Origin of the sequence: Brevundimonas sp., assembly GCF_965278935.1 — a bacterium.
In the GTDB taxonomy this organism is placed as follows: domain Bacteria; phylum Pseudomonadota; class Alphaproteobacteria; order Caulobacterales; family Caulobacteraceae; genus Brevundimonas.
In genome coordinates, this window is the sequence record NZ_OZ257124.1 from 16,819 (window position 1) to 37,950 (window position 21,132).

Here is a 21,132-nt window from a genome sequence, read left to right on the forward strand (position 1 = left end):
TCTGGTGTCAGGACAGTCCGGGAACGGCCCGACAGCGGCGCCGTTCCTGAGCCCGGCGCACCGCGACCCGGCGTCGCAGCCCGCCTGCCGTTTCAGGCGATGTTCGATGCGACTTGAACCGGAGGGGCGGCGACGATATACGCACGCCTCCCGCGTCATCCGGTTGCGATCGACGACGGCCCATGGACTGGGCTGGGTAGCTCAGATGGTTAGAGCGGTGGATTCATAACCCACAGGTCGGCGGTTCGATCCCGCCTCCAGCCACCAGTCCAATCCCGCTATCGCCTGATCCTCAATTCGGCCGGCGCCGCGCGGACGCCGATGGGTCTGGCGCTTTCGATAAGGGCGTCCAGACGCTGGACCAGCGCGACCCCGGCTTCGGTCAGATAGAGATGACGCGACACCGCCTCGCGCCCGTTCGACGCCATCAGGAGCCAGCCGCGACCGGGCGACCGTGCGCCCGGATCGCCTTCGTGCAGCAGGGAACGCGACGCCCGCGACGCCGTCGCCTCTGTCGTCTCCATCAACGCAGCGAGCTCCTTGACCCGCACGCCGGGATTCTCGGCGACATAGAGGAAGGCCAGCATCTCCGAAATGGTGATGTCCGGCGCCAGCTTCTTCAGCAGCACCAGACCGGCGAGCAGGGTATTGCGCCGCCGACCGATCACCTCAGTCATCGACATAGGGGCTGACGACCAGGGCCGGAGGCGGAGCCCGGCGGCCCGTGCGCGGCTTGCGGCGCTGGAACGCCAGTTCGGCCGCCGGATGCGTCCGTTTCAGGATTTCGAACTGGCCGCGCACGGCGTCGCACGCCTGTTCCGCCTCGTCGGTGTCGGGGACGTCGATGTCGATGGTGATGGTGGCGCGAAGACGAACGGGCGCCCGGGCCGGAGCTCTCGACTGACGCGCGGCCGGTTGCGGCGGCGCCGTCGGCGGTGCTGGGACGACATTGACCGCCCGCGCGGCGAGGACAGCCCAGCCGATGCTGGCCTGGATCAAGGTCAGAAGCTCGGCTCGAACGGGTTGAACCATTCCTGCGCCTCCCTGTGGTCCCCATTCCCATCGCCCCGGTCGAGCGGGTCGATGGCTTACAATGTCGAGTTTCGGCGCACGCGTTAAGGGCTTCGCGCAGGCAAAGACACCGCTGTCAGGTTTCAACAGGGGAAGGCGGGAAGCCGCGCAAACGCCCGGCTGGCGAGGTTTCTGAGCCAAAAGCCGAATCCGCGCATCAGTCCTTGCGCCGAAGGGTCGCAGCCCCGGCGCGCCGCCGACGACGCCTGCGCCAGCGTCGGCCCGTCGGCTGACCCGCCAGATCCCAGATCAGGAGGACCAGCATCACGGCGATCACCAGCCCGCCCAGCACCATGATCGCGGCTCCTCTTCAGATATCAAGGATAGACGATTTCATGCTGCAACGCACCATACCGCAACCGATCGTGATGACCGGCGTTCACGGCGAAGGTTCAACGCCGTTCGAGGGCTTCACCATGACCATCCGTATTCCGTCGCTGCTGGCCATCTCCGCCATCGCCGTCCTGTCGCTGGGCGCCGTGGCCTGCTCCGAGGCCGAACAGGACAAGACCGCCGCAGAGGCCGACGCCGCCGGTGACAACGCCCAGGCGGCGACCGCCGAAGCCGGTTCCGCCCTGAAGGAGGAAGCCGGCCAGGTCGGTTCGGCCATCGCCGCGGGCGCCCGCGAGGCCGGTCAGGAAATCGACGAGGCGACCGACGCCCTCGCCCGCGAGGCCGAAGAGCAGAAGGCCGAAACCGCCGCCGACAATCGCGGCAACACGCCTGCGACCCAACCGGCTACGCAGGCCCCGGCGCACTAGCGCTCGCGGCTGACCGACGCGCTCAAGCAGAGAGACGCCGAGCGTCGAGCGATAGCGCTCTAGGTGCTCGCCCCTTCGGCGAGCACCGCATCAATGAGAGCCTTGGCCTCGGGACTGGCCCAGTCCGCCTCCCCGGCGAAGGCGGCACGGACACGCCCCTGACGGTCCAGCAGGATCGTCTGGGGCATCTTGCCCTTGCCCGGAAACTCGAACGGCAGCTGGAATTTCGGGTCACCGTAGAAGGGCAAAGGCTCGTGGACGTCGATGAAGCTTTTCGCATCGGCGACGGGATCAGCCCCGGTGTCGACGTTGATCGGCAGCACGATCAGATCGCCGTCCGGATAGGCCGAGGCCAAGACCGCCAGGGTCGGCATCTCGGTGCGGCACGGCGCGCACCACATGGCCCACAGGTTGACCAGAACCACCTTGCCCCGGAAGTCTGCGAAGCGGACGTCGGCGCCGTCGCGGGTCTTGAAGACATAGTCGGGCGCGGCCACGAGGGCGGCGGGCGTGTCGAGCGCCGCCAGCGGGCCGACGGCGAAGCGAGCAAGGTCGCTGTCACCACCCGCCGCAGAGATCAGCGGAACGTCGACCGCATCGTCGCCGTACTCCTGGATCCTCAGCTCGAACTTGGTTTGGCTGATAAAGTAGGCTAGCCCGCCCGCAAGAAGCAGCGCGGCCACGACCGCCACCACGAGCACCGGGCGCCGCCCTGTCTTTTTCTTCGGGGGTTCGTCCATGAACGACCAGTCCACTCAGCCAGACCCGACTAAGGCCGCGCCGACGCCCGAAGGTCAAGGCATGTGGGGCGGACGCTTTTCGTCGCGCCCCGCCGACATCATGCAGGCGATCAACGTCTCCATCGGCGTCGACAAGCGGCTGTGGGCGCAGGACCTGCGGGGCTCGCGAGCGCATTGCCGCATGCTGATCGACCAGGGGATCGTCACGGCCGACGACGGCGCCGCGATCCTGGGCGGCCTCGACACCATCCAGGCCGAGATCGAGGCCGGGACCTTCCCCTTCCGCGACGAATACGAGGACATCCACCTGAACGTGGAGGCGCGGCTTTCCGAGCTGATCGGCGAGCCGTCGGGTCGCCTGCACACGGCCCGCAGCCGCAACGATCAGGTCGCCGTCGACTTCCGTCTGTGGGTCCGCGACGCCTGCGACCGGTCGGTAGAGCAACTTCGGGCCCTGCAACGCGCCCTGCTGGTCCGCGCCGAACAGCATGCGGGCGATCTGATGCCCGGCTTCACCCATCTGCAGACGGCCCAGCCGGTGACCCTGGGCCACCACCTGATGGCCTATGTCGAGATGGCCGGTCGCGACGGCGGGCGCTTCGCCGACGCCCGTGCGCGGATGAACGAGAGTCCGTTGGGCGCAGCCGCGCTCGCCGGTTCGCCCTTCCCCATCGACCGCCATGCGACGGCGACAGCCCTCGGTTTCGACCGGCCGATGGCCAACTCGCTGGACTCGGTGTCCGACCGCGACTTCGCGCTGGAGACCCTGGCCGCCGCCTCGATCACGGCGGGCCACCTGTCGCGCCTGGCCGAGGAGATCGTGGTCTGGATGACGCCGATGTTCGGCTTCGTCACCCTGCCCGACGACCTGACCACCGGCTCGTCTATCATGCCGCAGAAACGCAACCCCGACGCCGCCGAACTGGTCCGGGCCAAGACCGGCCGGATCATGGGGTCGTTCGTCGCCCTGTCCACGGTCATGAAGGGCCTGCCGCTGGCCTATTCCAAGGACATGCAGGAGGACAAGCCGCCGGTGTTCGAGGCCATGGATGCGCTCGACTTGGCCCTGACCGCCATGACGGCCATGGTTTCCGCCTTCCGTCCGAACACGGAACGCATGGCCGAGGCGGCGGGCTGGGGCTTCTCCACCGCCACCGATCTGGCCGACTGGCTCGTGCGCGAGGCCGACCTGCCCTTCCGCCAGGCGCACCATGTGACGGGCGCTGCGGTCAAGCGGGCGGAGCAGCTGGGCGTGGGTCTGGCGCAACTGCCGCTCGCCGAATTGCAGAGCCTGCATCCCGGCGTCACCGAAGCCGTTTACAAGGTGCTCACCCCTGAGGCTTCCTGCGCCAGCCGCCAGAGCTTCGGGGGAACCGCGCCGGAACAGGTCCGTGCGCGCATCGCCGATTGGAAAGTCCGACTGTCATGACCAAGGTCCTCACCCTCGGCGCCCTCGCCATTCTCGCCGTCGCCGCCGCCGGTTGCGGGCGCATGGCCGACCTTGAGTCGCCCGCCCCGCGTGAGACCGAACGCGCCCCGCGCGACGCCCGCGCCCCGGCCCTGCCCGATCCGGCGACGATCAACCGTCCGTCCAGCCAGCAGCCGATCGACGGCGGCCCCTCCAACCTGCTGGGCGGCACCGCCGCCGGCCGCGAGCCTCAATAGACCTTGGATCATTTCGAACTTCGGGACGGCGCCCTCCACGCCGAGGGCGTCGACCTGACGATGCTGGCGACCGAGGTCGGCACACCGGCCTATGTCTATTCGTCCGCCACCCTGACGCGGCATTACCGCGTGCTGCGCGACGCCCTCGACGCCCATCCTTCGGTGCTCGGCGACAGCCTGATCGCCTTCGCGGTCAAGTCGAACTCCAACCTGTCGGTGCTGGCGACCCTCGCCCGCCTCGGCTGCGGCGCCGACACGGTCTCGGAGGGCGAGATCCGTCGCGCGCTGAAGGCCGGCATCGCGGCCGACCGCATCATCTTCTCGGGCGTGGGCAAGACCGACGCCGAACTGGCCTTCGCCCTCGAGGTCGGGGTGCGCCAGATCAATGTCGAGAGCGTGCCCGAACTGGATCGCCTCATCGCGATCGCCGAGGCGAAAGGCGCCAGACCCGACATCGCCATCCGGGTGAATCCCAAGATCGGCGCCGGCGGCCACGCCAAGATCACCACGGGCGGAGAGGGCGACAAGTTCGGTGTCCCGGCCGAAGAGGCGCTGGACCTCTACGCCCGCGCCGCCGCCAGCCCGCACCTGAACCCCGTCGGCCTCGCCTGCCACATCGGCAGCCAGATCACCGACCTGGCCCCGCTGGAGGCCGCCTTCGGCCTGTTGCGCAAACTGACCGAAACCCTGCGTCAGCAGGGCCTGCCCTTGACCCGCATCGATCTCGGCGGCGGTCTGGGCGTGCCCTACACCGGCGGGGCGAAGACAGCCTCGCCCGCCGACTACGCGTCGATGACCGCCCGCGTGCTGGACGGATTGAACGTCGAGGCGGCGTTCGAGCCCGGCCGCCTGCTGGCCGCCAATGCCGGCGTCCTCCTGACCCGCGTCATCCAGGTCACCGAGCGCGCGGACGGACGGAAATTCCTGGTGCTGGACGCGGCCATGAACGACCTGATGCGTCCGGCCATGTACGACGCCTTCCACGAGGTGAAGCCGGTCATCCCGCGCGAGAGCGATCCGGTCATCTATGACATCGTCGGCCCGGTCTGCGAGACTGGCGACACCTTCGCCCGCGGCCGGTCCCTGCCCCCGATCGAGGCCGGCGACCTCGTCGTCTTCACCGGCGCCGGCGCCTACGGGGCGGTGATGTCGAGCGAATACAACTCCCGCCCGCTGGTGCCCGAGGTGCTGGTCGACGGAGACCGCTGGGCCGTGGTCAGGGCGCGGCCGACGTATGAGGAAATGCTGGCGAGAGAGACGACGGCGGAGTGGCTAGCCTAGGAACCGATCTACCGCCGCCAGGAACCGTGTCGGCTGGTCGATCATGACCATGTGCTCGGCGCCCTCGATCCGTTCGAACCGGGCGGGCCTCTGCAGATTGCGGTAGCCGGCGGCGAACAGGGCGTCGAGGTGGGCGCGGGGGCTGCGGTCGTCGGCGCTCCAGCCGTAGACCACCGTCACCGGCGCGGCGATGTCAGGCAGGCGGCTGCGAAGGTCCGTGGTCATGACCTCATAGATCCCCTGGGCCAGAACCGCCCGGTCGCCGCCCTGCCAGCCGAGGGTGCCGAAGACGCTGTCAGCCGCCCCGCCCAGCTGGTCGCCGAGCGCCGTCCCCTGGGTCCGCAGGGCCTCGTCACCGAGGAACAGCAGGGCCTGATAGGCGATCCGGGCCAGGGGCTCGACGTCACCGACCGTGGCGCCCGGGCTGATCAGGGAGGGGAAGAAGGGTGTCGCATCGACCACCATGACCCGACCGACCTGGGGGCCGCGCCGGTCCCGCCCGGCGTCGGCGGCCGCCCTCAGCGCCACCAACCCGCCCATCGAATGGCCGATGATCGCGGGCCGTTCCAGCCCCTGCGAAGCAATATAGCGACGCAGCTCCGCAGCCACAGGCGCCACGAGCGCTCCATCCACATTGGCTCCGGCCGGCACGCTCCCGAAACCCCTCACCGAGACGAGATGCACCCGATAGTGGTCGTCCAGCCGGTTCGCCGTGCGCGACCACACCTCGCTGGTCGAGGCCAGGCCGGGAATCAGGATCACGTCCGGCCCTTCGCCCCGCGTCGTGACGACGATCCGGTCGGACCGGAAAGGCGCGCTCGATTGCGCCTTGGCGACAACCGGACAGAGGATCAGGGCGAGGGTGAGGATCAGGGTGCGCAGCATGTCAGGACCCTGAACGGCGAAATGGGCAAAGGGTTGACCGGTCGACCCTTGATCTTCGCCTCGCAACGGCGCGAAATATGGCAGACAGGTGTCCGTCTGGGGAGGCGACTATGACTATCCGGAAACATGCGATCGCGACCGCCATGGTCATGTTGTGGGGCGCTGCGGCGCAGGCCCAGACGGCTCCGCCGCAGGAGGAGATTCTGGGCGGCACCGCCGCGCCGGTCCAGGAATCGACCGGGCCCGAATGGTGGGCCTTCTCGCGCGCCGAGGCGAAACACTATCTGATCGATGTGCACAGCGTGGAGCGGACCGGCGACGAGCTGACCGTCATGGTCGCCCGCGTGCCCATGGAGACGGCCGCAGGCGACTACAGTCACACGGTCGACAAGTTCGGAATCCGCTGCAACGGCCGCCAGTCGCACGTCGTCACCTCGAGCGACGCGTTCGAGGACGGCTTGCCCGGGGAGGCCTTCGAGACCGAGGAACCCTGGGAATCGATCGCCCGCGACAGCTTCGACGACGCCATCCGCGAGATCAGCTGCGACGACATGCGGCCTTCGCCGCCGTCCTATGCCAGTGTGAAGGCCTACATCGACGCCGGCCGGCCCTAGGAGGGGCTGGGGACTGGGAGCACGACATTCACCGTGTCGACGAGACGTTGATCCCGACGCCTCGTCCCTGATCCCTCTTCCCTGCCGTCAGACATCCACCGCCGCATCCAGCGCATTCTCCTGGATGAACTCGCGGCGCGGTTCGACCACATCGCCCATCAGCTTGGCGAACAGGTCGTCGGCGTCGTCGGCGTGGTCCACCTTGACCTGCAGCAGGGTGCGGGCGTTGACGTCCAGCGTCGTCTCCCACAGCTGCTCCGGGTTCATCTCGCCCAGACCCTTGTAGCGCTGGATCGACAGACCCTTCTTGCCCGCGTCGAGCACGGCGTTCAGCAGGTCCAGAGGCCCCCGGATCGTCGTCGACTTGTCCTTGCGGCGATAGATGGCCGGGGCCGTGAACAGGCCCTCGAACGCGACCGCCCGTTCGGCCAGACGACGTGCGTCCAGCGAGCGGATCAGCGCCTCTTCCAGCACGATCGTCTCCTGCACCGCGCGGCGGGAGCGGGTGAAGACCACGGCCCCCTGTTCGCCCGGCGCGCCCGACCAGGCCCCGTCGCCCTCCTCGGCGAACAGATTGAGGCGGACTGCGGCGGCGGCCGATGCCGTCGCCATGTCGGCGTCGTCGGCGAACAGACCGGCCAGGGCCGCCTGTTCGATGGCGAAGGCGGGCGCACGCTGGCTCAGGCGATCGACGCTTGCGCTATAGGCCTTGGCCTCCCGCACCAGATTTTGCAGGTCCAGTCCCATGCGACGCTCGCCGCCCGACAGGTCCAGCTCGGCCTCCGACGATCCTTCCTCGATCAGGTAGGAGTCCATCTCGGATTGGTCTTTCAGGTAGCGGCTCTGCTTGCCCTTGGCGACTTTGTAGAGCGGCGGCTGGGCGATGTAGACGTGACCGCGCGTAATCAGTTCCGGCATCTGCCGATAGAAGAAGGTCAGCAGCAGGGTCCGAATATGGGCGCCGTCGACGTCGGCGTCGGCCATCAGGATGATCTTGTGATAGCGCAGCTTGTCGGCGTCGAAGTCGTCGCGCCCGATCCCTGTGCCCAGCGCCAGGATCAGGGTCCCGATCAGCTCCGACGACAGCATCCGGTCGAACCGCGCCCGCTCCACGTTCAGAATCTTGCCCCGCAGAGGCAGGACGGCCTGGTTTTCGCGATTGCGCGCCTGCTTGGCAGATCCGCCGGCGGAATCGCCCTCGACGATGAACAGTTCGGACTTGGCGGGATCGCGTTCCTGGCAGTCGGCGAGCTTGCCGGGCAGGCTGGAGATATCCAGGGCGGATTTCCGCCGCGTCAGGTCGCGCGCCTTGCGCGCCGCCTCGCGCGCGGACGCCGCCTCGATGATCTTGGCGACGATCATCTTGGCCTCGACCGGATGTTCCTCGAACCATTGCGACAGGCCTTCGGAGCACAGCCCCTCGACCGCCGGGCGCACTTCGGAAGAGACCAGCTTGTCCTTGGTCTGGGAGCTGAACTTGGGATCCGGCACCTTGACCGACAGCACGCAGGTCAGGCCTTCGCGCGCGTCCTCGCCGGTCGGAGCGACTTTCTCCTTCTTCAGGGCGCCGGAGGATTCCATGTACGCCCCCATCACCTTGGTCAGGCTGGTGCGGAAGGCCGACAGGTGGGTGCCTCCATCCCGCTGGGGGATGTTGTTGGTGAAGCACAGCATGGTCTCGTGGTAGGAGTCGTTCCACCACAGGGCCAGGTCGATCTCGATGTTGTCGCGCTTGCCGCGAATGACGATGACGTCCTTCAGGATCGGCGTCTTGGACTTGTCGAGGTGGCGCACGAAGGCCTCCACGCCGCCCTCGTAGTGCAGCATGATCTCGATGGGCTCGGCATGGCGATGGTCGGAGAGCTTGATGACCACGCCCGAGTTCAGGAAGGCCAGCTCGCGCAGGCGGTGCTCCAGCGTCTTCAGGTCGAAGTCGATGTGGGCGAAGGTCGTGATCGATGGATAGAAGGTGACCTGGGTGCCGCTGAGGACCTTGCCGTTGTCGCGCATCGGAGCCTCGCCCGTGACGCGCAGGCTCTCGACCGTGTCGCCCCGCTCGAACTTCATCTCGTGGCGCTGGCCGTTGCGGAAGATGACCAGCTTCAGCCAGTCCGACAGGGCGTTGACGACGGAGACGCCCACGCCGTGCAGACCGCCGGAGACCTTGTAGGAGTTCTGGTCGAATTTCCCGCCGGCGTGGAGCTGGGTCATGATGACCTCGGCCGCCGAGACGCCCTCCTCGGCATGGATGTCGACCGGAATGCCGCGTCCGTTGTCGGTGACGGTGACCGAGCCGTCGGCGTTCAGGATCACCTCGACCAGGTCGGCGTGACCGGCCAGGGCCTCGTCGATGGCGTTGTCGACGACCTCGTACACCATGTGGTGCAGGCCGGAGCCGTCGTCGGTGTCGCCGATATACATGCCGGGGCGTTTGCGCACCGCGTCCAGGCCCTTGAGAACCTTGATGGATTCGGCGCCGTAGGCGGCCTCTTCAGCCGTGTCTTCGGTGCGGGCGCTCAGGGGTTCGTCGGTCATTCATTCGTCCGGAGACGCGGGTATCGCAGACCGCGCCGTGCGCCGCCCAACCCGCTGAGAAATGTCTTTGGCCGGGCGGCTGAATCAGGTCGTCCGGATGCATCGTTTATATAGGAAAATGCGTTGGGAAAGCGAGCGAAGTGGGCGTTTTGCCGCCTTGTCCCGCAAAGCTCGCCCCCCATATGTTGGGCTCGCCGAACGTGAGCCCCACCAGCGACGCTTAAGGAGCGCCGATGCCGCATGCCGACAATCTGATCACGACCCTGGTCGCCGCCTTCGTGCTGGCGTTCGTGTTCGGAATGTTGGCCAATCGGCTGAAACTGTCACCCCTTGTTGGCTACCTCGTGGCCGGCGTCGCGGTCGGTCCCTACACGATGGGCTTCGTCGCCGACACGACCCTGGCGCCCCAGTTGGCCGAGATCGGCGTCATCCTGCTGATGTTCGGAGTCGGGCTGCATTTCTCGCCCGCCGATCTGATGAAGGTCCGCAAGGTCGCCATTCCCGGCGCGATCGTGCAGGTCGCCTCCGCCACGATCATGGGCTGGGCCCTGGGCCGGTTCGTGCTCGGATTCTCGGACGTCGAAGGCCTGTTGATGGGGTTCGCCCTGTCGGTCGCCTCCACTGTCGTCCTGATGCGGGCGCTGGAGGAGCGGCGTCAGAACAAGGGCGAGATCGGCCGCATCGCCGTGGGCTGGCTGATCGTCGAGGATCTGGTCATCGTCATCGCCCTGGTCATGCTGCCCATGATCATCCTGCCAGAGGGGACCGCCGTCGATCCCGGCGCATTGGCCCTGAACATCGGCTGGACGCTGGCCAAGGTCGTAGCCTTCGTCCTGGCCATGCTGTTCATCGGTGGGCGGGTGCTGCCCTGGGTGCTGGTGCGGATCGCCCATACCCGGTCGCGTGAGTTGTTCACCCTCGGCGTCCTGGCCATCGCGCTGGGCATCGCCTGGATCGCCTACTACCTGTTCCACTCGTTCGCGCTCGGAGCCTTCCTGGCCGGGCTGGTGCTGAACGGCACGCCGCTGGGTCACAATGCGGCGGAGCGGTCGTTGCCGCTGCGCGACGCCTTCGCCGTTCTGTTCTTCGTCTCCGTCGGCATGCTGTTCGACCCGTCGATCCTGATCGAACAGCCCTGGGCCGTGCTGGGCGTGCTGGCCATCATCATCGTCGGCAAGACCCTGGCGGCGCTCATCATCACCACGGCCTTCAAGCTGGACCGCAAGACCAGTCTGACGGTCGGCGCGTCTCTGGCCCAGATCGGCGAGTTCAGCTTCATCCTGGCGGCGCTCGGGATGAGCCTGGGGGCCATGAGCCAGACGACCCACGACCTGATCCTGGCCGGGGCCCTGCTGTCGATCTCTCTGCACCCGTTCGTGTTCAAGCTGATCGACCGGATGGGCGCCGCGCCCGATCCGGAGCGCCTCGCGAAGGCGGAGGCGAAGGAGTCCGCCTCGGTCGGCGTGTCGACGCCCGACTCGACGCCCAAGGTCCGGCCCAGAGTCGGCTAGTCAGCGTTCAGGCCGCCGCCCTCGACCCGCACGAAGGCGGCGCGGCCGCGCAGGGGTTCGAAGAGATCGGCCTCCGTCCCGGTCATGAAGGCCTGCAGCTTCAGCGCGGCGATCTCCTCGAACAGGGCCGCGCGGCGGTTCGTGTCGAGATGCGCCGGCGCCTCGTCCAGCAGCAGGATCGGTGCGGCCCCGCCGCCCGACAGCCGGCCGACCTGGGCCAGGATCAGGTTCAGTGCGAGGGCCTTCTGCTCGCCCGAAGACCCCTCCGCCGCCGGTCGATTTTTTTCGCGGTGCAGCGCCGTCAGGTCAGCGCGATGCGGCCCGAACAGCGATCGCCCGGCCGCCCCGTCCCGGCTCCGCGCCCGCGCCATCCCCTCGCGGATCGCTCCGGCCAGCGCCTCCTCGTCGGCCCCGTCCCCGGCGAGCCGCTCGGTCTCCCCGACCAGGGCTAGATTCGCTTGGGGAAAAGGCCGCTCCGACCGGGCGTCGATCGCGGACTGAAGCACCGTCAGCGCCCGGGCTCGCGCGGCCGCCGCCCGCGCCCCGGCCTCGCCCAGCCGGACCTCCAGCGCGTCGAGCCACAGGGGATCGGCCTCCCGGCCCTCGGCCCCGTCGATCAGCAGCCGCAGCCGCTCGCGCAGCGCCTTTTCGTATCCCGCCACCGCCGCCGCGTGCCCGGGGTCGGCGGCGAACACCAGCCGGTCGAAGAACTTGAGCCGCTCGGCCCGGGCATCGGAGAACAACCGGTCCTGTTCCGGCGTCGCCCAGACCGGCCGCAGATAATCCAGCAACCGCCCCGGCTGGGCCGTCTCCCCGTCGATCCGCACCATCCGCCGGCTGGCCCCCGGTCCTTGCGTCCCCGTGCCGAGCCGGATTTCCTCGCCATCCCCGCCGTCGAGCGTCAGCGCCACCGCCCAGGCCCGCCCGACCTCCTCGCCCGGCTCGCGCCGCCCCATGTCCTGCGCCGTCGCCGACCGCAGCCCCCGACCCGGCGTGAACAGGCTCAACGCCTCCAGCAGATTGGTCTTCCCCGCCCCGTTCGGCCCATGCAGCACCACGGGTCCGCTGCCCACGGGCAGGGTGGCGGAGGCGTAGGACCGGAAGTCGGTAAGGGTGAGGGTGGTGATCACGCGTCTTGTGAGGAGGCAGCATGTCTCACGCGCCACGCCTCCATTATCGGAAAAAGTTCCGAAGCGCCCATCTGCATCGACTTGGGTATGACGCCCGCGATACCCGTCAGAACGAGACTAGCCCTTTGAGCCAAGTCATGACGTGCGCCGGACTTCAATGTCCACGCGACGTGCGCCAGACCCGGCCCACTGTCCTCATAGGTGATGCGCCGGGAGAAAAAATGAGACCGCATGTAGACGATCTTGAAGCGCTCCACGTCGTCCCAGCCGACCTTGCGACTCGACCAATGGCCGAAGCTGAAACCGGCAGCGTCAAGAATCAGTTTGCACGGCCAGAACATTCGCCGGAGCCCCTCCAACGCTACAAATGCGAGAAGGGCGATAAGCCCCCAAAGAAGCACCTTCGAGAAAGTATCGATGTCAGGGGTGTTCGCGGCAAGCCAGACGCCCCCAGTCAAAAAGACGACCAAGCCGAACAGATACAGGATCAGCTTCCCTCGCGACTCTCGGATCGTCAGGGTTTCGCCGGTCATGAAAAGGCCAATTCAGAATCTGCTAACAATCCCGGCTTTCGCCGGGGTGAGCGGAGTGGGGGATTCTACACCCTCAGCGGCATCAGCACGTACTGGACGCCCGGATCGCCCGGATCGAGCACGAGGGTCGGGCTGGCCGGGTCGGCGAACATGAAGGTCGCGTTTTCGCCCGTGATCTGGCCGGCGACGTCCAGCAGGTAACGGGCGTTGAAACCGATCTCGAACGGGGCTTCGGAGTAGCCGATCTCGACCTCCTCGACGCCCTGGCCGGCCTCCATGTTGCGGACGGTCAGGGTGACGCGGTCCAGCTCGAAGGCCAGTTTCACCGAGCGGCTTTTCTCGGCCGAGATGGTGGCGACCCGGTCGACGGCCGAGGCGAAGACGGCGTTGTCGATATCGGCCTGTTTGTCGTTCCCCTTGGGAATGACGCGCATGTAGTCGGGGAAGGCGCCGTCGATGACCTTCGACGTCAGGGAGGCCTGACCGAACTCGAAACGGATCTTCTGGGGCGAGACCTGGACCTCGACCGGGCCTGAGCCGTCGTCGAGCAGGCGACGCACCTGATCGATGGTCTTGCGCGGCACGATCACGCCGGGACCGCCCGCCGCGCCTTCCGGCGCCGGGGTCTCGGCCAGGGCCAGCCGGTGGCCGTCGGTCGCCACGGCGCGCAGCAGCGGGATGCCGCCCTCGGCCACCGTGTGGAGATACAGGCCGTTCAGATAGTAGCGGGTCTCTTCGGTCGAGACGGCGAAGCGGGTCTTGTCGATCAGACGCGCGAGGTCTTCCTTCATCAGGGTGAAGCGGGTCCCCGAGTTCTCGGTCGACATGACCGGGAAGTCGCCGGCCGGCAGGACCGGCAGGTTGAACTTGGACCGGCCCGCCTGGACCGTCAGGCGGGGATCGTCGCCGTTATAGATCAGGGCGACCTCGGCTCCGTCCGGGAGCTTGCGCACGATCTCGTAGAGGGTGTGGGCCGGGGCTGTGATCTGGCCCTCGACCTGGACGGTGGCGTCGGCCTCGTCGACCATCTCCATGTCGAGATCGGTGGCGGCGAAGCTGAGCTTGTCGCGACCCGCCGAGAGCAGGACGTTGGAGAGGATCGGAATGGTGTTCCGACGCTCGACCACGCTCTGAACGTGGCCGAGGGCCTTCAGGAGCGCGGAACGTTCGATGGTCAGTTGCATGTCGTCTCGGGGCCCGGGGCGCGGCTGAATCAGCCGTCGCCTAAACTTGCTTGGTTACGGACACTAGAGGATTGCTCGCCGCTAGCAACCGGGAGGTCAGGCCTCTTCGTCTCCCGCCAGCCCCATCATGTGGAAGCCCGCATCGACGTGGATGACTTCGCCCGTGGTGGAGAAGCCGAGGTCCGAACACAGCCACAGGGCGGCGCCGGCGACGCCCTCCATCGAGGTGTCCTCCTTCATGGCCGACATGGCCCGGCCCTGGGCGATCATGCCCCGGCCGCCCGAGATGCCGGCGAGGCTCAGGGTGCGCATCGCGCCGGCCGAGATGGCGTTGACGCGAATACCGCGCGGACCGAGGTCGCGGGCGATGTAGCGGGTTGCTGCCTCCAGCGCCGCCTTGGCCACGCCCATGGTGTTGTAGTTCGGGATGGCGCGCTCGGAACCCAGATAGGTCATGGTGATCATCGACCCGCCGTTCGGCATGATCTTCGAGGCCCGCCGGGCGACGTCGACGAAGCTGAAGCAGGAGATGTTCATGGCCAGCAGGAAGCTGTCGCGGCTGGTATTGTCGATGAACGACCCTTTGAGCTCGTCCTTGTTGGCGAAGGCGACGGAGTGGACGACGAAGTCGATCGTGCCGAACTCGGCTTCCAGTTGCTCGAAGGCCGCGTCCATCGAGGCGTCGTCGGTGACGTCGGCCTGGATGAGTAGCTTGGCGCCGACGCTCTCGGCCAGCGGACGCACGCGGCGCTCCAGCCCCTCGCCCATATAGGTGAAGGCCAGCTCGGCGCCTTGGGCGGCCAGCTGGGAGGCGATGCCCCAGGCGATGGAGTTGGCGTTCGCGACCCCCATGACGAGGCCCTTCTTGCCCTTCATGAGTTCGCCCGCGGGCATGTTCCAGCTGGATTCACCGGCCATGAAAATCTTCCTTCTTTGGTGGCCTCACGCTCGCAGCAGTGAGGCCGAACGTACTTCGCAGACCTAGACCTTGGAGAAGATCACCGTCCCGTTGGTGCCGCCGAAGCCGAAGCTGTTGGACATGACCGTGGTCAGTTCGCCGTCCCAGCGCTTGCGCAGGATCGGCATGCCCTCGAACTGGGGATCCAGGTTCTCGATGTGGGCGCTTTCCGAGGCGAAACCGTTCTGGAGCATCAGCAGGGAGTAGATCGCCTCCTGGGCCCCGGCGGCGCCCAGCGAGTGGCCCGTCAGCGACTTGGTCGAGGAGATCATCGGCATGTCGGCGCCGAAGACGGTGCGGATCGCTTCCATCTCCTTGGAGTCGCCGACCGGGGTCGAGGTGCCGTGCGGGTTCAGATAGTCGATCTTGCGGCCGCCGGCCTCGGCCATGGCGATCTTCATGCAGCGCTGGGCGCCCTCGCCGGACGGGGCGACCATGTCGTAGCCGTCCGAGTTGGCGCCGTAGCCGACGACCTCGCCGTAGATCTTCGCGCCGCGCGCCACGGCCCGCTCATATTCTTCCAGCACCACGATGCCGGCGCCGCCGGCGATGACGAAGCCGTCGCGGGCGGCGTCATAGGCGCGGGACGCGACCGAAGGGGTGTCGTTGAAGTTGGAGGACATGGCGCCCATGGCGTCGAACATGTTCGACATGGACCAGTCGATGTCCTCGCAGCCGCCGGCGAAGACCACGTCCTGCTTGCCCCACTGGATCTGTTCGGCGCCCGCGCCGATGCAGTGGACGCTGGTCGCGCAGGCCGAGGAGATCGAATAGTTGATGCCGCGCATCTCGAACCAGGTCGAAAGGACCGCCGAGGGACCTGAGGCCATGGCCTTGGGCACGGCGAACGGGCCGATACGCTTGGGCGCACCCTTCTCGATCGTGGTCTGGGCCGCCTGCAGGATGACCTGGGTCGAGGGACCGCCCTCGCCGACGATCAGGCCGATGCGGTCGTCCTTGATCTCTTCCGCCGTCAGGCCGGAATCCTTCAGGGCCTCCTCGAAGGCGATGTGACCCCAAGCCGTGCCGTTGGCGAGGAAGCGCGCGGCGCGGCGGTCGACCAGCGGGGCCCAATCCTCGGCGGTCACGCCCAGCGACGGCGGCGCCCAGACCTGGGACCGGAAGCCGTGCTTGATGTGATCGGGAGCCGAGACGACGCCCGACTTCGCATTGCGCAGGGAGGCCGTGACCTCCTCCTGGCCCGTGCCGATGGAGGAGACGATACCCAGACCCGTGACGACGACACGCCGCATAAGAGTTTCCTTCTCTTGTCAGTCTTGTCCGCGTTGACCGCGGTTATTGTATGTCTGGTTCAGGCGCCGGTGGCGGCTTCGCCCGCCTGGAACAGGCCGACGCGCATGTCCGTAGCCGTATAGATGGGCACGCCGTCCGCTTCCATCACCCCGTCGGCGATTCCCATGACGAGACGACGGTTGATGACCCGCTTCAGGGTGATCTTGTAGGTGACCTTCTTCACGTCCGGCTGGACCTGGCCCGTGAACTTGACCTCGCCGACGCCCAGGGCGCGCCCGCGACCGGGGCCGCCGATCCAGCCCAGGTAGAAGCCGACCAGCTGCCACATGGCATCGAGGCCGAGGCAGCCCGGCATGACCGGGTCGCCGATGAAGTGGCACTGGAAGAACCAGAGCGACGGATCGATATCCAGTTCGGCCTCGACATAGCCCTTGCCGAACTCGCCGCCGTCGCCGTTGATCTGGGTGATCCGGTCGAACATCAGCATCGGCGGGGCCGGCAGCTGGGCGTTGCCCGGCCCGAACAGCTCGCCCCGGCCCGAGGCCAGAAGGGCGGCGTGGTCGAACGACGACGGATATTTCGAGGTGCTCAAGGCGGTTGCGACTCCAGATTTCCTGACTGACCTAACGCGCGGCGGCGAGAGTCGAGCCCGGGTGTTGCGCCGGGGTTACACGAGGGGAGCGAGCGGCTCAACCGGGGACGGGGGACAAGCTTGGCTGTGGTCTGGACCGCCGGGAGGGCGCGACTCGAGAAATAGACTCGACAGAGTCGACAGAGTCGACATCGGCGGCGGAGCAGTCGGCGGCGATATCAAAGACCCGGGGAAGAGTGTCGCACGGTTTCGGGAGGCGCCTGCGATAAAGGCTCTAGATCGTCCCGGGCGTTGAAATCGTTGAAGTCCTGGGTCGATCCGTTGATGGATATGGGGGCGTCTGAACCCTCTTCCTCCGGGAGAGGGAAGACGTCAGCGCGCCTCGCCCGCCGGCCGCGAGGCGTCGCACAGGGGTCGGTCGCCGGCGCCGAAGATCGAGGCTTCGGACACCCAGCCCTTCAGTTTGCGGGCGCGGACTTCGCACCAGCCTTCCTTGCAGTCGTCGAGAGCTATCACGGAGCGGGGCGAGAACCGGGCTTTCAAACCCGCCTGTTCTGACCGGCCGGAGCGGATCGGAACTTCCTCGACCGAGGCGTTGAAGGCGCCGCGACGAGCCGAGACCACGCTGCGGTGGACCCAGGCGACGGAGCCCTCAGGGTCGCAGATCTTTCGCCACTCGCGGGTTTCGGCGATCACCTGCACCGGCAGGCCGGCGGCGCGGTATTCCCAGAGGATGCTGTAGTCGAGGCCCGGGCCAGTGCGTGCGCGCACTTCGGAGGACTTCAGGGTCAGCCAGCGCGGCACCTCCAGCCCCGTGGGGGTGGGGCGACCATCGGGCATTGTGGCGCCGGCGCCGGCGAAGACCGCGAGGCCAAGAAGCACCGCCACGCCGCCCATGCGACGCGAGAGGCTTTGGAAGCGGCTGCGAGACTTGCTAGACCCGAACTTGCTAGTCACTGGCGTCGACCCGTCGCACGCGGGCTCGCCCATGCGGCGCCCGTGAATAACCCAAGGTCCCTATGTCCAGCCCCAGGCTTAAGGTCGTCTTAACCAGAAGATTGCCCGACGCGGTCGAGACCCGCATGCGCGAGCTGTTCGACGCCGAACTGAACCTGAAGGACGTCCCGATGGACCGGGCGGCGCTGGAAGCGGCGGTCCAGCGCGCCGACGTTCTCGTGCCCACCATCACCGACGAGATCGACGCGAACCTGATCGCCGGGGCCGGGCCGCAGCTGAAGATGATCGCCAATTTCGGGGCAGGGGTCGATCACATCGACATCGACGCGGCCGTCGCACGCCAGATCATCGTCACCAATACGCCGGGCGTCCTGACCGAGGACACCGCAGACCTGGCCATGAGCCTGATCCTGGCCGTCAGCCGCCGCATCGTGGAAGGCGCCCAAGTCGTGGCCGCCGGCAAGTTCGAGGGCTGGACCCCGACCTGGATGTGCGGGCGCAAGCTCTGGAGCAAGCGGCTCGGCATCGTCGGCATGGGCCGGATCGGCCAGGCCTTGGCCCGCCGGGCAAAGGCCTTCGGCATGCAGGTCCACTATCACAACCGCAAGGCCGTCAGCCCCCGTATCGAGGAGGAGCTGGGCGCGACCTACTGGGACGACCTGGACCAGATGCTGGCGCGGATGGACGTCATCTCGCTGAACTGCCCGGCGACGAAGGAGACGCATCATCTGCTGTCGGCCCAGCGTCTGTCCCTGCTCCAGCCGCATGCGATCCTGATCAACACGGCGCGGGGCGAGCTGATCGACGAGGCGGCCCTGTCGGACGCGGTGGCGCGGCGGTCGCTGTCGGGCGTGGGACTGGACGTCTACGAGAACGAGCCGGCCATCCATCCCGGCCTGATCGGCCTGCCGAACGTGGTGTTGCTGCCTCATCTGGGCTCGGCGACGCTGGAGGCGCGTCAGGACATGGGCGACCGCGTGATTTTGAACGTGATGACCTATCAGAACGGGCATCGGCCCCCGGATCGCGTCATTCCCGCGATGTTGTGAAGGCCGGAATCCGGCGTGATCTGGCCGATCCAGGCGTCGCCAAGGTCATTCCGGGGCGACTGAAACAATCGGTAACGGATGTGGTTAGGTCTGTCAGCGGGCGCTCTCGTCCCGTGTCATCAAGCGACAGAAACATGATCCGCAAGACCGTTCTTCTGGCCGGCGTCGCCGCAGCCCTTCTGACCGCCGCCCCGGCCCTCGCCCAGGACGCTCCGGCCGCGGCCCCGGCCGCACAGGCTCAGACCCAGGGTTCGATCCAGCTTCAGCCGGGCTCGAACGTCAAGGGTTCGGACGGGACCGTGCTCGGCACCCTCGAAGGCGTGCAGAGCAATGCGGCCGGCGAACAGGAACTGACGGTGCGCGGGGCTGACGGCGATCTGCGCGGCGTGCCGCTGGGCGGCCTGACCCAGCAAGGCGCCGACGTGGTGGTCGGCTGGAGCTCGGCCGAGTTCAACACCGCGCCGGTCGTCGAGGAGACCGCGCCCGCCACGACCGACGGCACGGCTCCGACCGCAGGCGACCCGACGGCCAACGCGGCGCCGGTCCCGGGCGAACCCGAGGCCAAGCCCGAGACGACGGACGACACCAGCGAGCCGGACGGCGCGACCCCGCCGACGCCCCAGGGCTAAAGGCGCCAGCGGCCCAACGAAAAAGGGGCGGCCCGACGGGCCGCCCCTTTCTTGTATCTGCGAGAGACGATCAGGCGCGACGCTTGACCAGACCCAGCAGGAACAGCAGCAGGACGGCGCCGCCGAACGCGACCAGCAGGGTCACGAGGTTGAAGCCGCCGACCGCGAGGCCGAGCAGGTTGCCGGCGATGAAGCCGCCGAGCAGTGCGCCGATGACGCCGACGATAAGGTTGGTCACGAGGCCATGGTTACGACCCATGACTTTTTCCGCGAGCCAGCCGGCGACGATGCCGATGACGATCCAGCCGATAATTCCGAGACCCATAGTTCCATTCCTTCCAAAGCGGATGTGGCCTGATAATGCGCCGCCCCGGTCAAGGTTGCCTGAGTGTGAATCGCAACATCGGCGACCCGCGTTCGCCATCGCTCGCCCGTCACGAGAAGTCGGCACGGTCGTTGCGACGGTTCAGGCGAGCCGTGCCGCTTTGGCACAGCCCGCTAGAACAAGGGGACTGGGCAATGGCCACCGATATCGACCTCCACCTGGGGCGCCGCCTGCGCCGTCGTCGTCGCCTGCTGGGGCTGACGCAACAACAGCTGGCCATCCAGGTCGGCATCCGCTTCCAGCAGATCCAGAAGTACGAATGCGGCGCGAACCGCATCTCGGCCGCGCGCCTGTGGCAGCTGGCCGAAGCTCTGGAAACGCCGATCAGCTATTTCTACGACGGCTTGGCAGAAGCCATGGAGCGCAAGGAACAGGTGGGCGCCAACGGCGGCGAAATGTTTTCCCGCAAGGAAACCCTCGACCTGATCCAGGCCTACTACCAGCTCGGCGAGCGCCCGCGCCGTCGTCTTCTGGACCTGGCCAAGTCGCTGCATACGGAAGGCGACGTGGTCGCTTCCTAGGGCTTAGGTCGTAGGTCTTGGGGCTTAGTGGGGGACGGAGTTCGGGCGCGCTTGACTAAGCCCTACTCCCTAGGCCCTAAGCCCTACCTATGACCGAATTCGAATCCTTCGCCGTCGAACTGGCCGCCGAGGCCGCCAGGGTGACCCTGCCGTTCTTCAGAGGCGACTACGCCGAGGAGAACAAGGCGGGGCCCGGGGGCTTCGATCCGGTCACCGAGGCGGACAAGGGCGCGGAAGCCGCGATCCGCAAGCTGATCGCGGCCCGATATCCCGACCACGGGGTCATCGGCGAGGAGTATGGAGAAGACCGGCCGGACGCAGAACACGTCTGGATCCTGGACCCCGTCGACGGGACGCGCGCCTTCATCGCCGGCCTGCCGTTGTGGACGACCCTGATTGCACTCTCGGTCGGTGGACGATCCACCGTCGGCGCCATCTCCCAGCCGTACATCGGCGAACTGTTCCTGGGCGGACCTTCGGGCGCCGTCCTGATGAGCCGGGGCCAGACCCGACCGATCAGGGTCCGGTCCTGCGAAAAACTGACCGACGCGGTCATCGCCACCACCGCACCGGAGATCTTCACAGGGCCCGAGCTGGGCGCCTGGACCCAGGTGATGGCGGCCGCACGGCTGGCCCGCTACGGCTGCGACGCCTATGCCTACGCCATGCTGGCCATGGGCCGGATCGACATGGTCGCCGAGACCCAGCTGAAAGTGTGGGACTGGTCGGCCCTGATCCCGGTGGTCGAGGCGGCCGGGGGCGAGGTCACCAACTGGCGCGGCGAGGCCGTGTCGGGCGACGGGCGCATCATCGCCGTCGGCGACCCCCGGGTCCGCGAACAGGCCCTGGTCGCCTTCCGGCGCGGGACGAACTGATC

Annotated in this window: 24 protein-coding genes and 1 tRNA gene; 11 read left to right on the top strand and 14 right to left on the bottom strand. The window is 67.6% G+C overall.

Annotated elements, in window-relative coordinates:
- The first annotated feature begins 190 nt into the window (after positions 1-190).
- Positions 191-267 (top strand) — tRNA-Met (locus tag ACQY68_RS00075).
- Positions 268-278: 11 nt separating this feature from the next.
- Here the strand turns inward: ACQY68_RS00075 and ACQY68_RS00080 are convergent.
- The 3 genes from ACQY68_RS00080 to ACQY68_RS00090 all read right to left on the bottom strand — a co-directional run bounded on the left by ACQY68_RS00080 (position 279) and on the right by ACQY68_RS00090 (position 1,366).
- On the bottom strand, positions 279-677 hold the full coding sequence (locus ACQY68_RS00080; protein ID WP_428150974.1) for a MarR family transcriptional regulator: 399 nt from the start codon (positions 675-677) through the stop codon (positions 279-281).
- Positions 670-1,032, bottom strand: a complete 363-nt coding sequence (locus tag ACQY68_RS00085) for a hypothetical protein (protein ID WP_428150975.1) — start codon at positions 1,030-1,032, stop codon at positions 670-672. The genes ACQY68_RS00080 and ACQY68_RS00085 overlap by 8 nt, the downstream gene beginning before the upstream one ends.
- A gap of 196 nt (positions 1,033-1,228) precedes the next feature.
- Complete coding sequence (locus ACQY68_RS00090) at positions 1,229-1,366, bottom strand: hypothetical protein (RefSeq protein ID WP_428150976.1); 138 nt, start codon at positions 1,364-1,366, stop codon at positions 1,229-1,231.
- Positions 1,367-1,406: 40 nt separating this feature from the next.
- On the opposite strand from ACQY68_RS00090, the gene ACQY68_RS00095 reads away from it, so the two are divergent.
- Positions 1,407-1,832 (top strand): hypothetical protein, encoded by a 426-nt coding sequence (locus ACQY68_RS00095; protein ID WP_428150977.1) that lies wholly within the window; start codon positions 1,407-1,409, stop codon positions 1,830-1,832.
- Positions 1,833-1,891: 59 nt separating this feature from the next.
- Here ACQY68_RS00095 and ACQY68_RS00100 read toward each other — a convergent pair whose 3' ends face one another.
- A complete protein-coding gene (locus ACQY68_RS00100) occupies positions 1,892-2,572 on the bottom strand; it encodes a TlpA family protein disulfide reductase (protein WP_428150978.1) in 681 nt (226 codons plus the stop codon).
- A gap of 61 nt (positions 2,573-2,633) precedes the next feature.
- Here ACQY68_RS00100 and argH point away from each other — a divergent pair, with 61 nt between their 5' ends.
- The 3 genes from argH to lysA are packed head-to-tail and all read left to right on the top strand — an operon-like array spanning position 2,634 to position 5,518.
- Complete coding sequence (gene argH, locus ACQY68_RS00105; protein WP_428152698.1) at positions 2,634-4,001, top strand: argininosuccinate lyase; 1,368 nt, start codon at positions 2,634-2,636, stop codon at positions 3,999-4,001.
- Positions 3,998-4,237 carry a hypothetical protein gene (locus ACQY68_RS00110; protein WP_428150979.1) on the top strand — a complete coding sequence of 80 codons (240 nt, stop codon included), beginning with the start codon at positions 3,998-4,000 and terminating at the stop codon, positions 4,235-4,237. The genes argH and ACQY68_RS00110 overlap by 4 nt, the downstream gene beginning before the upstream one ends.
- Positions 4,238-4,240: 3 nt before the next feature.
- The gene (gene lysA, locus ACQY68_RS00115; RefSeq protein WP_428150980.1) at positions 4,241-5,518 is read left to right on the top strand and encodes a diaminopimelate decarboxylase; all 1,278 of its coding nucleotides are present in this window, start codon (positions 4,241-4,243) and stop codon (positions 5,516-5,518) included.
- On the opposite strand, the gene ACQY68_RS00120 is transcribed toward lysA, so the two are convergent.
- Complete coding sequence (locus ACQY68_RS00120) at positions 5,510-6,403, bottom strand: alpha/beta fold hydrolase (RefSeq protein WP_428150982.1); 894 nt, start codon at positions 6,401-6,403, stop codon at positions 5,510-5,512. The two genes, lysA and ACQY68_RS00120, sit on opposite strands and share 9 nt — an antisense overlap.
- Positions 6,404-6,513: 110 nt before the next feature.
- Between ACQY68_RS00120 and ACQY68_RS00125 the strand changes: the two genes are divergently transcribed.
- Positions 6,514-7,017 carry a hypothetical protein gene (locus tag ACQY68_RS00125; protein ID WP_428150983.1) on the top strand — a complete coding sequence of 168 codons (504 nt, stop codon included), beginning with the start codon at positions 6,514-6,516 and terminating at the stop codon, positions 7,015-7,017.
- An 87-nt stretch (positions 7,018-7,104) separates the two neighbouring features.
- Here the strand turns inward: ACQY68_RS00125 and gyrB are convergent, their stop codons facing one another.
- Positions 7,105-9,552 carry a DNA topoisomerase (ATP-hydrolyzing) subunit B gene (gyrB, locus tag ACQY68_RS00130; protein WP_428150984.1) on the bottom strand — a complete coding sequence of 816 codons (2,448 nt, stop codon included), beginning with the start codon at positions 9,550-9,552 and terminating at the stop codon, positions 7,105-7,107.
- 233 nt (positions 9,553-9,785) lie between these two features.
- Between gyrB and ACQY68_RS00135 the strand changes: the two genes are divergently transcribed.
- Positions 9,786-11,063: a cation:proton antiporter gene (locus tag ACQY68_RS00135; RefSeq protein WP_428150985.1), complete on the top strand. Its 1,278-nt coding sequence runs from the start codon at positions 9,786-9,788 to the stop codon at positions 11,061-11,063.
- Here the strand turns inward: ACQY68_RS00135 and recF are convergent.
- The 7 genes from recF to ACQY68_RS00170 form a co-directional block, all read right to left on the bottom strand.
- Positions 11,060-12,193 carry a DNA replication/repair protein RecF gene (gene recF / locus ACQY68_RS00140; RefSeq protein ID WP_428150986.1) on the bottom strand — a complete coding sequence of 378 codons (1,134 nt, stop codon included), beginning with the start codon at positions 12,191-12,193 and terminating at the stop codon, positions 11,060-11,062. The genes ACQY68_RS00135 and recF overlap by 4 nt on opposite strands.
- Positions 12,190-12,726, bottom strand: coding sequence for a hypothetical protein (locus ACQY68_RS00145; RefSeq protein ID WP_428150987.1), 537 nt, complete (start codon positions 12,724-12,726; stop codon positions 12,190-12,192). The genes recF and ACQY68_RS00145 overlap by 4 nt, the downstream gene beginning before the upstream one ends.
- A gap of 65 nt (positions 12,727-12,791) precedes the next feature.
- A complete protein-coding gene (gene dnaN, locus ACQY68_RS00150; RefSeq protein ID WP_428150988.1) occupies positions 12,792-13,910 on the bottom strand; it encodes a DNA polymerase III subunit beta in 1,119 nt (372 codons plus the stop codon).
- Positions 13,911-14,006: 96 nt separating this feature from the next.
- Complete coding sequence (locus tag ACQY68_RS00155; protein ID WP_428152699.1) at positions 14,007-14,804, bottom strand: enoyl-ACP reductase FabI; 798 nt, start codon at positions 14,802-14,804, stop codon at positions 14,007-14,009.
- A gap of 87 nt (positions 14,805-14,891) precedes the next feature.
- Positions 14,892-16,121: a beta-ketoacyl-ACP synthase I gene (gene fabB, locus ACQY68_RS00160; RefSeq protein WP_428150989.1), complete on the bottom strand. Its 1,230-nt coding sequence runs from the start codon at positions 16,119-16,121 to the stop codon at positions 14,892-14,894.
- Between the two features lie 59 nt (positions 16,122-16,180).
- Complete coding sequence (gene fabA, locus ACQY68_RS00165; protein WP_428150990.1) at positions 16,181-16,714, bottom strand: 3-hydroxyacyl-[acyl-carrier-protein] dehydratase FabA; 534 nt, start codon at positions 16,712-16,714, stop codon at positions 16,181-16,183.
- A 372-nt stretch (positions 16,715-17,086) separates the two neighbouring features.
- Positions 17,087-17,611: an SH3 domain-containing protein gene (locus ACQY68_RS00170; RefSeq protein WP_428150991.1), complete on the bottom strand. Its 525-nt coding sequence runs from the start codon at positions 17,609-17,611 to the stop codon at positions 17,087-17,089.
- 122 nt (positions 17,612-17,733) lie between these two features.
- Between ACQY68_RS00170 and ACQY68_RS00175 the strand changes: the two genes are divergently transcribed.
- Together ACQY68_RS00175 and ACQY68_RS00180 are read left to right on the top strand one after the other, a co-directional pair.
- Positions 17,734-18,720 carry a 2-hydroxyacid dehydrogenase gene (locus tag ACQY68_RS00175; protein WP_428150992.1) on the top strand — a complete coding sequence of 329 codons (987 nt, stop codon included), beginning with the start codon at positions 17,734-17,736 and terminating at the stop codon, positions 18,718-18,720.
- A 134-nt stretch (positions 18,721-18,854) separates the two neighbouring features.
- The gene (locus tag ACQY68_RS00180; protein WP_428150993.1) at positions 18,855-19,349 is read left to right on the top strand and encodes a superoxide dismutase; all 495 of its coding nucleotides are present in this window, start codon (positions 18,855-18,857) and stop codon (positions 19,347-19,349) included.
- Positions 19,350-19,419: 70 nt separating this feature from the next.
- Here ACQY68_RS00180 and ACQY68_RS00185 read toward each other — a convergent pair whose 3' ends face one another.
- The gene (locus ACQY68_RS00185) at positions 19,420-19,674 is read right to left on the bottom strand and encodes a GlsB/YeaQ/YmgE family stress response membrane protein (protein WP_298161310.1); all 255 of its coding nucleotides are present in this window, start codon (positions 19,672-19,674) and stop codon (positions 19,420-19,422) included.
- A 194-nt stretch (positions 19,675-19,868) separates the two neighbouring features.
- Between ACQY68_RS00185 and ACQY68_RS00190 the strand changes: the two genes are divergently transcribed.
- Positions 19,869-20,255, top strand: a complete 387-nt coding sequence (locus ACQY68_RS00190; protein ID WP_428150994.1) for a helix-turn-helix domain-containing protein — start codon at positions 19,869-19,871, stop codon at positions 20,253-20,255.
- An 89-nt stretch (positions 20,256-20,344) separates the two neighbouring features.
- Positions 20,345-21,130, top strand: a complete 786-nt coding sequence (gene hisN / locus ACQY68_RS00195) for a histidinol-phosphatase (protein WP_428150995.1) — start codon at positions 20,345-20,347, stop codon at positions 21,128-21,130.
- Positions 21,131-21,132: the final 2 nt, after the last annotated feature.